Annotated in this window: 12 protein-coding genes; 1 reads left to right on the top strand and 11 read right to left on the bottom strand. The window is 56.7% G+C overall.

Going from position 1 to position 12560, the window contains the following annotated elements:
• Positions 1 to 426 carry a MarR family winged helix-turn-helix transcriptional regulator gene (locus ACZ1GS_RS04320; protein ID WP_472697258.1) on the bottom strand — a complete coding sequence of 142 codons (426 nt, stop codon included), beginning with the start codon at positions 424 to 426 and terminating at the stop codon, positions 1 to 3.
• A 239-nt stretch (positions 427 to 665) separates the two neighbouring features.
• Between ACZ1GS_RS04320 and ACZ1GS_RS04315 the strand changes: the two genes are divergently transcribed.
• Complete coding sequence (locus ACZ1GS_RS04315; protein ID WP_472697257.1) at positions 666 to 1928, top strand: acyl-CoA dehydrogenase family protein; 1263 nt, start codon at positions 666 to 668, stop codon at positions 1926 to 1928.
• A gap of 58 nt (positions 1929 to 1986) precedes the next feature.
• Here ACZ1GS_RS04315 and ACZ1GS_RS04310 read toward each other — a convergent pair whose 3' ends face one another.
• From ACZ1GS_RS04310 to ACZ1GS_RS04265, 10 genes are all read right to left on the bottom strand, one after another.
• Positions 1987 to 3291 (bottom strand): serine hydrolase domain-containing protein, encoded by a 1305-nt coding sequence (locus ACZ1GS_RS04310; RefSeq protein WP_472697256.1) that lies wholly within the window; start codon positions 3289 to 3291, stop codon positions 1987 to 1989.
• A gap of 238 nt (positions 3292 to 3529) precedes the next feature.
• On the bottom strand, positions 3530 to 3712 hold the full coding sequence (locus ACZ1GS_RS04305) for a hypothetical protein (protein WP_472697255.1): 183 nt from the start codon (positions 3710 to 3712) through the stop codon (positions 3530 to 3532).
• A 7-nt stretch (positions 3713 to 3719) separates the two neighbouring features.
• Complete coding sequence (locus ACZ1GS_RS04300) at positions 3720 to 4751, bottom strand: PfkB family carbohydrate kinase (RefSeq protein ID WP_472697254.1); 1032 nt, start codon at positions 4749 to 4751, stop codon at positions 3720 to 3722.
• 2 nt (positions 4752 to 4753) lie between these two features.
• Positions 4754 to 5410: a bifunctional 4-hydroxy-2-oxoglutarate aldolase/2-dehydro-3-deoxy-phosphogluconate aldolase gene (locus ACZ1GS_RS04295; protein WP_472697253.1), complete on the bottom strand. Its 657-nt coding sequence runs from the start codon at positions 5408 to 5410 to the stop codon at positions 4754 to 4756.
• A gap of 24 nt (positions 5411 to 5434) precedes the next feature.
• Positions 5435 to 6190, bottom strand: a complete 756-nt coding sequence (locus ACZ1GS_RS04290; protein WP_472697252.1) for an SDR family NAD(P)-dependent oxidoreductase — start codon at positions 6188 to 6190, stop codon at positions 5435 to 5437.
• Positions 6191 to 6221: 31 nt separating this feature from the next.
• Positions 6222 to 7538, bottom strand: coding sequence for an MFS transporter (locus ACZ1GS_RS04285; protein WP_472697251.1), 1317 nt, complete (start codon positions 7536 to 7538; stop codon positions 6222 to 6224).
• A 2-nt stretch (positions 7539 to 7540) separates the two neighbouring features.
• Complete coding sequence (locus ACZ1GS_RS04280; RefSeq protein WP_472697250.1) at positions 7541 to 7909, bottom strand: cupin domain-containing protein; 369 nt, start codon at positions 7907 to 7909, stop codon at positions 7541 to 7543.
• Complete coding sequence (locus tag ACZ1GS_RS04275) at positions 7902 to 10085, bottom strand: heparinase II/III domain-containing protein (RefSeq protein ID WP_472697249.1); 2184 nt, start codon at positions 10083 to 10085, stop codon at positions 7902 to 7904. The genes ACZ1GS_RS04280 and ACZ1GS_RS04275 overlap by 8 nt, the downstream gene beginning before the upstream one ends.
• Positions 10082 to 11002 carry a hypothetical protein gene (locus ACZ1GS_RS04270; RefSeq protein WP_472697248.1) on the bottom strand — a complete coding sequence of 307 codons (921 nt, stop codon included), beginning with the start codon at positions 11000 to 11002 and terminating at the stop codon, positions 10082 to 10084. The genes ACZ1GS_RS04275 and ACZ1GS_RS04270 overlap by 4 nt, the downstream gene beginning before the upstream one ends.
• Positions 10945 to 12306, bottom strand: coding sequence for a polysaccharide lyase 6 family protein (locus ACZ1GS_RS04265; protein ID WP_472697247.1), 1362 nt, complete (start codon positions 12304 to 12306; stop codon positions 10945 to 10947). The genes ACZ1GS_RS04270 and ACZ1GS_RS04265 overlap by 58 nt, the downstream gene beginning before the upstream one ends.
• Positions 12307 to 12560 lie beyond the last annotated feature (254 nt).

Below are 12560 nucleotides of genomic sequence, written 5' to 3'. Positions count from 1 at the left end.
TCAATCCGCTTCGTTGATTATCAATTCCAGCGCAGCGACGACGGTCGCAATCGTCTTTGCTCCCAGCAACGCGTCCACTTTCGCGCTGGTCAGATCCATGACCGATGCCGTTTTTTCGACCGCTTCATCGCCATATTTGGTCAGCCGTAACAGCCAGGCGCGGCCATCCTGATCATCCCGTACCCGTTCGATCATCTTCAGATCAACAAGCCGGCGCACCATCGCGGTTATCGCGGAATCGTTCAAGCCCAGCTCCTTTGCCAGCCGGGTTTGGGTGGTGGTTTCTTCCGAGGCAATGATCGTCAGCGCGGACATTTGCGCTGTGGTGACCCCGGCCAGTTCGAGCAATTGCCGATCCGAGCCCTTTTTCAGCGTGTGCGCCGCGATCTGCAAGCGCGAATAGAATCTGAGCTTTTTGGCGTGCATGCGGCGGGCGTACCGCAAATCGGACCGGAATGAAATGATTTATAAGTTCATCTGTGAATTATATTACTCGCTCGGCTTGCCATCTCAATCGTCAATTTCCTTATTTAATGGGCTTCAGACGAGATCGTTGCCATTTTCCGGCAGGTAATATACTTAAGTCGTGAACTAAATACCGACTCGCGCTTTCTCGGCTTTTCGGCCCCAAAGATCGTTCGACCGGCACAGAAAAAGGACTATCCATGACCAATGATCCCAATGATTCCGAACTCAATGACCTCAGAATGTCCGACAGCGGGCGTGCCCTCTATGATCAGGTCAAACGCTTTGTTGCCGAGGAAGTGGACCCGATTACCGAGCAGTTTTTTGCCATGGGCGAAGGCCGCGAAGAACGGTGGAGCTATGCCCCCGGTCAACTGGAACTGCTGGAAGGTGTCAAGGACAAGGCGCGCGAACAGGGATTATGGAACTTCTTTCTGCCCGACGCGGAATCCGGCGAGGGTCTGAAGAATCTCGATTATGCGTTTATTGCTGGCGTGCTGGGTCAGAACCCGCTGGCGTCCGAGTGCATGAACTGCAGCGCGCCGGATACTGGCAATATGGAAGTGCTCGAGCGCGTTGGCACGACCGCCCAAAAGCAAGAATGGCTGGTGCCGCTGCTCGAGGGCAAGATCCGGTCGGCTTTCGCGATGACCGAGCCAGGCCATCCTTCTTCGGATGCCCGCAATATCCGGACCGAAGCCGTTCTGGAAAAAGGCGAATGGGTTATCAATGGCGAGAAATTCTATATTTCCGGTGCCGGGGATCCGCGTTGCAAGGTGATGATCACCATGGTCCGGACCAACCCGGACGGGCCATCACACTCGCAGCAATCCCAGATACTGGTGCCGATCGACACGCCGGGCGTGGAAATTGTCGGACCGATGCATGTGTTTGGCGATGACGATGCGCCCCATGGTCATATGCATATCAAGTTCAACAATGTCCGCGTGCCGGAAGAGAATATCCTGCTCGGTGAAGGCCGTGGTTTCGAGATTTCACAACTGCGTCTCGGACCCGGACGCATCCATCACTGCATGCGCTCCATTGGGGTCGCAGAACGGGCGCTGGATCTGATGATCCACCGTGGCGGCAGCCGGGAAGCCTTTGGGCAACCGCTGGCGTTGCTGGGCAAAAATCTCGAGGTCATTTCCCGCGCCCGCATTGATATTGAAGCGATGCGCCTGATGGTCCTGAAAGCCGCCAAGGCGATGGATGTCATGGGCAATAAACAGGCCCGCGTCTGGGTATCCATGGTCAAGGCCTATGTGCCGGAAATCGTCTGCCGGATTATCGATGAAGCGATTCAGATTCACGGCGCTGCCGGTGTCTCGCAATGGACGCCGCTGTCCCGCATGTATGCCAATCAGCGGACCTTGCGTCTCGCCGATGGCCCGGATGAAGTGCATCACATGGTGGTTGGCCGCAACGAAATGGCCAATGCAGGATATAAGCCGCAACGCTAAGCGTTTCGGTTCGGGAGCCCACAACCCCCGGGTCTACTGCCGTTCCCCCTTGCCTCCGCTACCGCGCGCCGACCGATTCCGGTTGATCGCGGTCTGAGGGAGGCAAGGGTTCGGGAAAAGGCAATTCGGACAGATCGAGCCAGTCCTTCGCCTCCGGATCCTGCGCGTCAATGTCATAATAGCTATCCAGCGCCGCGAAAGGGATGCGAAATGGCATCCCCCAGCCGCTGTTCCACATGGCGACCACACCGGTGCGGGCTTGTGGATCAAATATGATCGTCGCTCGATACCCGTCCACGGCTCCGCTATGGCCAACCAGTCGTCGATTCTGGTAAGTAAAATTGCGCCAGCCCAATCCATAAGACGGCGCAACCAGCGCGCGGGCAAGATCGCCACCATAGACACGGCCGGTCTTGACCAGCGGCCCATGCGCCAGCGCGTTGACCTTTTCTGACAGAATATCTTCATTGCCCCCCAGCTGCGCCTGAAGCCAGCGCGCCATGTCGACAATATTGCTGCTGACACCGGCCGCCGCTGGCAGACGCCAATAGGATTCCGACAATATCCGCACCCGGTCGCCGCGATGCGGCCGCGCCCAGCTGGCCGCGCCAGTCAGGCCGTCCATGCCAAATCGCGCACTCTCCATACCCAGCGGTTCGAACAGTTGCTCCTGGACCGCGTCGCTGTACAAATTGCCCGCCGCCTGCCCGAGGATCTCGCTCGCGGCGTCAAAAGCAATATTCTGATAGCTGTGGCAACTGCCGGGCAGACATTGCAACGGGGCGGTGCCCAGCTGGCTGCGGAGCAGGCCCGGATCCTCGCCATCTTCCAGCTTGCGGTCAAAGGCATTTTTGGTCAGACCGGTCTGGTGCGAAACCAGCTGCGCCAGGGTGAGGCGCGCCATCGCATCACCGGGCAGCCTGAGCGATGTTTGCCAGCGATCCAAGGTCCGGTTCAAATCAAGCTGGCCATCCTCTGACAATTTCGCCGCCAGCGATCCCGCCACACCTTTGGATACCGAAGCCCAGCGGAACACGGTTTCCGGCGTGACCGGCTCTCCGCTGCGTTTGTCGGTTACGCCATAGGTCCGGACAAAGCTGATCTTGCCATCCTCGACAATGGCGACCGCCAAGCCGGCCGTTTCGGGACGCGCCGCCAAGGCTGCGATCCGCCGCTCCAGGCCGAGATAGTCAATCTTGCCTTGCCAGTCGGCGGGTTCCGTCGGCAGGCGATCTTCCGGCACGGCGGCGATCGTCTCTGGAACAGGAAATTCAATCCCCTCATTGACGAACGCGCGATAGCCGCTGAATCCGACCAGCAGCAAGGCCGCCAAACCAAAAAAAGGCACAAGATATTTTGCCATAAACGGCCCCGAAATGATGGTTCAATCCTCAAAACAGCGGCCATGAAAAACGCTGTCGGTCAGGACGTACAGGCGAATAGCCTAAAACATCTGAATCCGCCAAGACAAGAAAAATGAACCGTGCTGTTGGGATGATAGTCAGCGCCCATCGCTGCCACGCGCCCACCGGACGAGATGCGGCAAACGGGCTTGCTGGTGAACTTTCGTGGTGCGAATTGCGGCCAGACCGCAAACCAGCCTAGTCGGAATCACCGCTTATCGGGCTGCCACTGGTCTTGCTCAGTCCGCCCAGTTCGCGCTGTACGCATTTCTCGAACAACTGCTGTTCTCGTGACGGGTTGTCATTGGCGAAACGGCTAGCGGAAACCCCGGGTGGCTGCCTTTTACGGCCGACCGACACAGTGAGTTTGGTCTCGTTCACGCCGCGCCTATCTCTGAACGCGACCGGAGCCGTCACCGGACATTAATTTTTCAACCTCCGGCACGGACACCCGGTTGAAATCGCCGAGGATCGAATGCTTCAGGCAGCTGCCAGCAACCGCGAATTCCAGCGACTGCTGGCGATCTTCATAGGCATTGAGGCCATAGATCAGCGCCGATGCAAAGCTGTCGCCGCCGCCGACGCGGTCGATAATATCGGTTATTTCGTAGCGCCGGGACAATCTGAAATCGCCACCGCGTTCGCGCAGACAAGCCGACCAGCCATTGCGATCCGCGCTCATGCTTTCACGCAATGTTATCGCAATGGTGGTCATGTCCGGATAAAGTTCCAACACTTTTTCCGACAAGGCTTCATATTTCTTAGTGTCGAGGGCCCCGGCTTCGACATCGACATCAACGCTGATGCCGAGCGATTTCTGGCAATCCTCTTCATTGGCGATGCCGACATCGACATATTTGACCAGTTCGGACATCACTTCGGGTGCGCTTTTGCCGTAGTTCCAGAGCTTGCCGCGATAATTGAAATCACAGGACACGGTGACACCGGCCTTTTTGGCGGCTTGCACACATTCGATGCTGAGATCGGCAGAATCCTGGGTTAGCGCGGGCGTGATACCGGTAATATGGAGCCATTTAGCGCCGTCAAAAATCGTGGCCCAGTCGAAATCACCCGGCTTGCATTCGCTGATCGCGCTATGGGCACGGTCATAAACGACCTTGGACGGGCGCTGATTGGCTCCGGTTTCGAGAAAATAAATGCCGACCCGATCGCCCGATCGCCGGACCTGGGACGTATCCACGCCGAACCGGCGCAACTCGCCAATGGCCGACGCACCGACATCATTGTCCGGCAAGGCCGAGACAAATCCGGAATTCAGACCATAGTTGCTGAGCGCCACCGCGACATTGGCTTCGCCGCCGCCAAATGTGGCTTCGAACGTCGGGGACTGGAAAAAGCGGTCATGACCCGGTGTTTTGAGCCGAAGCATGATTTCACCAAAAGAAAGAAATTCAGCCACGTTTAATTCTCCGTTGGGCGCGCCCGGTGGCCAATGGCGACCGCCTCCTGCGCCAAAGTGGTTATCGCATCAAAATTGCCAGCGTCGATCGCACTGGATGGTGTCAACCAGCTGCCACCACAGGCCATGACCGATGGTAGCGCCAGAAAGTCACCCAGATTGTCTGCAGAAACCCCGCCGGTCGGCATGAACCGCATGTCGCGAAAGACCGAGGACAGGGCTTTCAGCATCGGGACACCGCCAGCGAGCGACGCCGGGAAAAACTTCACCGTTCGCAAGCCCAGCGCATAAGCCCGCTGGACCTCACCGGCGGTCATCGTGCCGGCGTAAAGCGGGATCGATTGGCGAAGGCAATAGTCCGCCACCGCATCGACCAATCCCGGACAAACAATGAATTGCGCGCCGCGCGCAACAACCGCCTCGGCCTGGGCGACGGTCAACACCGTTCCCGCTCCGACGATCAGCCCCGAGCTCTTTTTGGCAATCGCTTCCATGCAATCAATCGCCGTATCCGTCCGCAGCACAACCTCGATCACGCTCAGTCCGCCGGCACTCAGCGCTTCAGCGGTTTCTACCGCGACACCGGTGTCGTTCGCGCCGATAAGCGGAACCACCGGTGCTGCTTTGAGGCGCGATTCAAGTTGCTGTTCTATGTCCATGTCGATCTCGCTAAGCGCATCCCATCAAGAGAAAAACAGGCCGCCATTAATGTCGATATTGGTGCCGGTGATGAACGAGGATTCATCCGACGCCAGATAGACGGTTGCATCGGCGGTTTCGTCCGCATGGCCCTGGCGGCGCAGCGGCGTCGAATTGGCGACATTTTCGCGCACCGCATCGGCTGTGAACGTGTCATGGAACGATGTCGCGATCATACCCGGGCATAGCGAGTTGCAGCGAATGCCTTTGGGTCCGAGATCTTTGGCCATTGCGCGCGTGAAGGTCATCACTGCGCCCTTTGACGTGGCATAAGCCGCCGCGCCCGGACCGCCGCCGTCGCGTCCGGCGAGAGACGCAAAGTTCACGATCGAGGCCCCGGCTTTCATGTGCGGGACAACCGCTTGCGTCGCGAGAAAGGTCGACGTGACATTGAGCCGCATGACATGCTCGAAAAACTCCATGTCCATCTCAGCCAGGCCTTTGCGCTCGACCAGCCCGCCGGTCACATTGACCAGAATATCAATCGCCTCGCCAAAGGCTTCCTGACATGCGGCAACCATGCCCGCGACGTCGTCGGGCTTCATCATGTCGCCCTTATAGGCGATCGCGGTGCCACCCGCCTTCTTGATCTCGTCAAGCGTCACGTTGGCCTGCTCTTCGTTGTTGCAGTAATTCACAACGACCTTTGCCCCTTCGCCAGCCAGCTTCACTGACACAGCCCGACCAATATCCCGGCTCCCGCCGGTTACAATTGCTACCTTGTCTTTCAATCTAGTCATGTCTTCCCCTGTCTATAAAATGGTGAAAAATCTAAACGGTCGCTGTTTTGGTTTTGTGCGGTTTGAGCGGTTTGATCTCGCCGCACAAAATCCAGACGCTGGCTATGGCGGTGAGCGCCAGGCCCGCGCCAAGGACGAAAACAGAAAAGTAATTGGCGCCGGCGGTGATGATCGGAACGAGATAGGTTAATCCCGCTGCGGTCAGTTTCGCCGCCATCCCGGCAAATCCCGACAGCGTTCCCACTGTCCGCTTGCCGTAAAGATCACTGGGCAGAGTCTGCACATTGCCGATTGCGGTCTGGAAACCGAACAGGATCGTGAACATGAGTCCCAAGGCCAGCCACGGTGTCGATGCGACCGATAGCGCCATAAGCGCTGGCAACATGATGAGACAACCCAGCGTAATCGTGAACTTCCGGGTCTTGTTCACGCTCCATCCCGCTTTGAAACGGTTCTGGGCCAGCAAACCCCCAAACCACGCCCCGAGCATCGCGCCGACATATGGCAACCAGCCAGATGCGACCAGGTCCTTGACGTTGAAATTATGGACTTCGAACAAATAGGTCGGGATCCAGATAATGAACAACCACCAAATCGGGTCGATCGCTGCGGATGCTATGATGACGCCCCAGCTTTCCTTGCGCGACAGCAGCTCGCCAGTGGCCGGATTATAGCCTTCATCTTCCTCATCATCTGTATCTTCGGTTTTCTGACCGGTGAGAATATAGTCGCGCTCTTCGTCGGACAGCCAATCGTGATATTGCGGCGGTGCTTTGACGATGACCATCCAGGGCACCAGCCAGATCAGTCCGACGAGACCAACCAGGATGAAGATAATCTTCCAGTCAAAATACAGCGCCATATAGCCGATCAGCGGAATCGAGACTATCCCGCCAATCGCAGCGCCAGAGTTGAATATCCCCTGAGCGAGCGCGCGTTCCTTGGTCGGAAACCATTCTGCATTCGCCTTCGTCGCGCCTGGCCAGTTGCCGGCCTCTGCAACACCGAGGACAGCGCGGAAGAAACTGAAACTCAGCACCCCTTGGGCAAAGGCATGCGCCGCTGTTGCTATCGACCAAACACTGATCGACAGGACAAAGCCCAGTCGCGTGCCGATCCAGTCGAAAATTTTCCCGAAAATCGCCTGACCGGCCGCATAGGCAAAAATGAATACTGTGGAAACGATACCGAGAATATATTTATGGCCATCGGCATCCATGTCCGGAAACAGGTCAGGCGCGATATGGGCGGGCCACAAGACATTGATCGTTTGCCGGTCAATATAGTTGATGATCGTGGCCAGTGCGACCAGTCCAACCACCCACCAGCGTAATCCGTTAATTTTCATGATCATTCTCCCCCTTCGAGAAAATCTTCCCGAACAGGATTGAATATGTCGAGCAGCGAACCTGCCTCGATACATGTAATCCCGTGATCGGTATCCGGCGTTATGGCGACACTGTCACCCGCCACCAGATCCCGTTCCTGACCGCCCATCATGGCCCGAAAGCGACCGGTTTCAATATAGCTGATCTGGCTGTGATAATGTTGATGTACGGTGCCAGCGACGCCCGCTTCGAACCACAGCCGGCACAGCATCAGATCCGGACCATAGGCCAGTATCTGCCGCTTGATGCCCGGCTCCAGCGTTTCCACCGGTACTTCGGCGCCCCGCACGAAGGGATCGACTTGCGCTCCGCGCAATACAGCGTCACTCATCACCTGATTCCCCCAACCGCAGATGGGCGGCGAAACCGGTCCAACTGATTTTCTGGCCATTGATCGTGGCTTCATGTTTCTTGTTTTTGTCCTGATCATAGGAAATGGCGAGCACGGACCGGGCTCCGGCCAGCGTTTCGATCAGTAGGATATCCGCATCCCCTTCCTGGAAATGCTGGATAGTCTTGACCTGGCTGTCGCTTGCTGTCGTGCGCTCGGCCGCGCCGTCATAGCGACCATGCGTTTCGAGAATGGAGGCAAAGATCGTGTTTTTGCCGCCGGTCACGCGCTGCATCAGCATCGGTTCCCGGCGAAGATTGAATTTCGGGTCATTGGCACCGCTCTCCGCCAAAACGGTCTCGCTGCCGGCCTGCGGGACCCAGCGCGCGGTGTAGAACCGGTCATCCTTGATCCAGGTGACAAAGGCCTTATCGCCGGTGGACGGTTTGCCCGTCGCATCAACCCAGATATGTTGATAGCCATTGGCGGCGCCAAGAACCGGCCGGCCCTGGACGTTGGAATCCACATCAAATCCAACCCGCATAATATGACCGGCATAGTGCAGCGGCAGATCATATTGATGGGTCCCATCCGCCTTCACTCGCATGATATCGGCGACCAGCGGATGCTCCAGGCCTTGCACATCGAGCAAGGCCAATGTCCGGGTAAACGCAACGTCCGGATAAGCCCCTGCCATCGTTGCTGTGCTGATCTGGCTGACCGGCTCGTCCGCGAAATAGAGCTGGTCTGGCGCCAGCTTGTCCGCCGCCGTTCGATCGCCGCCGAAATGGCTCTGCTCGTCGACCACGAGGCTGTTATGCGCGATCGTCTGCTTTGCCCAACTTTCGTTTTCCGGCAGGTAGCGACCGCCTTGCTTGGCTTCAATATTCAGGAAGCGCGCCGCGCCGTAATCGCTGACAATCTCGTGACCATTGTCATAATATTGCCAGCTTAGCTTGTCGAAATGCCCATGCCCCATGCCCTGTGAGCTGTTCTTGGCAACCAGCGCCCGACCGGTCATGCCATTGCCCTGGCGCATGATCGCAACCGCGCCCTGCCTGCCTTCCGGTCCGTCGGACAGCAGCAAGGACTGGAACGCGAACGGCTTGGCCTTGCCTGCCGCCAGATCATTGGCAACCATCATCCCTTCATCGGTCAGCACCGTGCGCCCTTGCCATTGGGCAATGGATAGCAGACCCGGATCGCGCGTTTTCTTATAGCCGACCGCAACGCCATGATAGAGCTCGTCGGTCTTCAGACTCTTGTCGCGTATCGCATCGTTAAATGGGAAAAACCGGCCGGCATAGGTGAGCTGAATTGTCGTCCGCAGCGCTTTCAGCAAGATGCCGTCGCGATGTTCGAATATTTTCCGTGCCGGGTCGTTTTTCTCAATCGCTCCGGCAAAGACAATGAAGGGCTTCAGGGCGAAGCGCTGATAATAGGGTCCTTCGGTATAATAGCCATCGGGTGAAAAAAGCAGTTCGCTCTGCCGCAGAAACCCGGTCTTGCCGCTTTTATCGAGGCCCAGCAAGGCAACGTCTACCAGCTCCCGGTCCCCGAGAACATAGCCAGTCATGCCAACGCCAGCCGTGGCCCAAGTCGCGTGGTTGTGAATCTTGCTGAACGTGACCGCCGAACCGGTCGAAAGGAAGGCCGCGGCCTTGCGGAACAGATTGTCGTCGATATTCTTGCGGTCGGCTTCTGAAAGACTGTCCCTTATGGCCTCATAGCCCTGTATGCTGTCGACCATCCACATCGCATCGTTCAGCACCTGCCAGAAGAGCCGACCGGATCCCTGGCTGTTCTTGCGCGCGGGATGCTCTCCCAGCGTTGGATAAAGCGCCGCATAAGCGAGCAATATATCGCGCACATAGTCGGCATATTTCTGTTCACCGGTCAGTTTGTACAGCTGGCCGCCCTGATAGATGATCCTGAAATTCTGCTTGTGCTGTTCGTGGGTATAACCGCCGCCAGGGTCTTTTGGCACCGGCACCACAACGCCAGCCTCCATCATCCGGTCGACAAAGGCCCGCGATCGATCCAGTTCCTGTTGAAACAAGGGCGCGTGCTGTTGCACCGCTGCGGCAGAGCCGTTCAGGGAGAGTGCGACCGGCCCTGCCACCGCGGCGGAAGAAGCAGCGCCCCACATGGCGACCGCGAGGAGCTTGCCCATCATGGCTTTGCTGCACCTTCAAACCGGTTATCGGATAATGTGGCGCGATGCGCGCCTTCGTAATTCAATTCCTCGAGCACCGGCTCCGGCATATTCTGTGCCTTGTTGCCGGCGATCCGGGTTTGCGGCCGGCCGACCGTGTGCACGATTTTGATCGGGGCGGCATCGAGAAAATTATTGTCCCGGATGTCGCTATACTGGACGCCGTGAAGGATCATCGAAGCACGCGACACGTTATTCTTGCTGCGTCCGACATTGAGAAAATTGGAATCGGTCAGCGAAAAATGCGGCCCGAACGTGCTTTCATCGCGGCCTCCGCGATAGATATTGAAAAGCGCCGCGCCAATATCTTTGAAATTGGAATCCGACACCTCGACATATTCCACATTATACTGGCCATAATCCTCGGTTTCCGCAGCCGCCTGCAAAATCGAGCCGGAGATATTGCTGAAATTACTGTTCCGGATTCGAACCCGGTCGGCAAAGGAACTTTTGCCGAGGGTGATCACATGAAAGGAGCGATTGACGTCGAGATTGGTCACGTTGACGCCATCAAAGTCGATCAGGAAATTGGACTGGATCGGAAAAATGGTCGTGCGAACCACCGCATTGCCTACCGAATCCGGTGCCATATCGCCATCAATCGTCAGATTGGTCAGGCGGAGACTGCCACCCTGCTTGATCTCAATCAGCGATGGTCGCGCAAAACTGATCCGGGCAACGGCATCTTCGGGCCCCTCAACAGAAATGGCCTTGTCGAGTGGCAGAACCTTGTTCACCAGATACTCACCCGCACTCAGGATCAGGCGATCGCCATCAGCGGCGGCGGCAAAGGCATCGGTCAAACTGTCTTCACCCGGCGCTACAGTGATCGCCTTGCCCGTACCAAAGCGTTCGCCCGCGGGGGCTTCGGATACCATTTGACCCCAACCTGATCGCGGGTTACCGGCTTCAGGTCCGATGAGGCTCCGACACGCGATCCTTCCGGATAAAGCAGACCATTGGGCCCGCGCTTTAGCGCCATGTCGGTGGTGGAAATGCCAGCCACCGGCTTGTCCATCCGACCGTTTGTCAGCAGATTATTCGCATAGGCAATGCCGCTAATATCATCCTGGATGGCGACGAATGTGCTGCTATTCGTCCCGCCAAGCAGGTTGTTTTCGAAACGGCTGTTGACCGGTGCGGCAGAGCGCTCGGTATCGGCTCCGGCATTAAACGTGATGCGCGTGCTGTCGATAACCGTATTGTTTTCGACAATCGCATTGTCGACCTGGACATAACGATTGACCGGCGAATTGGGTACACCGTTCATCACGGTCAGGGCACTGGCAAAACCCGTGCCGCGCAAACCTTCCATATAGTTGTTACGCACCGTCTGGTTGCGATTGATCACGCGAATCCCGCCCGTATGGTCCTTGCCATTGCCGAAAAACACATTGCCTTCGACCAGATTGCCATCGCCGTGGCGGAGCGTCAGCGTCCCACTTGATTCAAAGAAGACATTCCCGCGGAAAATATTTTCACCCGCCTTCGAAGAGATAATCTCAACCTCGCCGTCGCAGCGGTCGAAATAATTATTCTCCACCGTCGTGTGCGAATTGAACATCGAATATTTGCTGGTCCCGATGCGCAAGGTTTCGCCACCGTTCGAACCGAGCACTGGCCGGGGTCCAAAATAATTATGATCAATGCGGTGATAATTTTCCTGGCTCTCGTCGGAGTCCAGCCGCACCGCAAAGGTCACCCCTTTGTTGGTCTTGCCCACCAGATGATTGTGATCAAAGCGGTTATGTTTGCCATACAGGCCAACCCAATAGTCGCTTTCATAGCGATCCGGTTTGCTGAAATGGTCGATCACCACATTGGTGACGCGGCTGTACGAGGCCAGATCTTGCTTGGAGCGACGAAAGGAAATCACCTCGCCAGTGGGGCTATAGCCATTTTTGAAAACCAGACCCGCTACGACCATATATGTCCCGCCAATACGCAGATTGGACTGGCCGGAAAGAATGACCTTGCCGACGCTTTGCGGACGCAGGGTTATCGGCTTTTTCTTGGTACCGTTACCCGAAAACTTGATTTCGAAATTATTCCAGACGCCGTCGGCCAGAACGATGGTATCGCCAGCCTTGAGTTTCTTTTCAGCCGCGAAATATTCTGTTTGGTCGCTGACAAGATAGACTTCTGCGGAGACTGGCGTTGCAACCAGAACGCATGCTATCAAATACAGGCCCAGCCTGAGCACCATCCCCAAAATATCCTCTCTCATTGTTGATTATCGGGTATCAACGATATCCGAGATTGTCAACCAATTCATACTACCAAATATATATACCAATTTATTATCTTTGTTGACTGGGTAGCTTCAATCGAAATAGGCGCGGCCGGGATAACCCGTGCCGCGCCTCCCCGTATTTGGTATTCCTGAGATTTGAAGTCTTGGGCTGGCCAGCCCAAGACTTCAAACGATACCGTCTC

This window comes from Parasphingorhabdus sp. W113, from assembly GCF_055693205.1.
This window is presented reverse-complemented; position numbering and strand designations above follow the sequence as displayed.

Bases quoted from the DNA above. Each gene is read 5' to 3' on its own strand.
- ACZ1GS_RS04280 (WP_472697250.1), bottom strand. From the start codon at position 7,909: ATGAGTGACGCTGTATTGCGCGGAGCGCAAGTCGATCCCTTCGTGCGG.
- ACZ1GS_RS04275 (WP_472697249.1), bottom strand. From the start codon at position 10,085: ATGATGGGCAAGCTCCTCGCGGTCGCCATGTGGGGCGCTGCTTCTTCC.
- ACZ1GS_RS04285 (WP_472697251.1), bottom strand. From the start codon at position 7,538: ATGAAAATTAACGGATTACGCTGGTGGGTGGTTGGACTGGTCGCACTG.
- ACZ1GS_RS04320 (WP_472697258.1), bottom strand. From the start codon at position 426: ATGCACGCCAAAAAGCTCAGATTCTATTCGCGCTTGCAGATCGCGGCG.
- ACZ1GS_RS04315 (WP_472697257.1), top strand. From the start codon at position 666: ATGACCAATGATCCCAATGATTCCGAACTCAATGACCTCAGAATGTCC.
- ACZ1GS_RS04295 (WP_472697253.1), bottom strand. From the start codon at position 5,410: ATGGACATAGAACAGCAACTTGAATCGCGCCTCAAAGCAGCACCGGTG.
- ACZ1GS_RS04270 (WP_472697248.1), bottom strand. From the start codon at position 11,002: ATGGTATCCGAAGCCCCCGCGGGCGAACGCTTTGGTACGGGCAAGGCG.
- ACZ1GS_RS04290 (WP_472697252.1), bottom strand. From the start codon at position 6,190: ATGACTAGATTGAAAGACAAGGTAGCAATTGTAACCGGCGGGAGCCGG.
- ACZ1GS_RS04310 (WP_472697256.1), bottom strand. From the start codon at position 3,291: ATGGCAAAATATCTTGTGCCTTTTTTTGGTTTGGCGGCCTTGCTGCTG.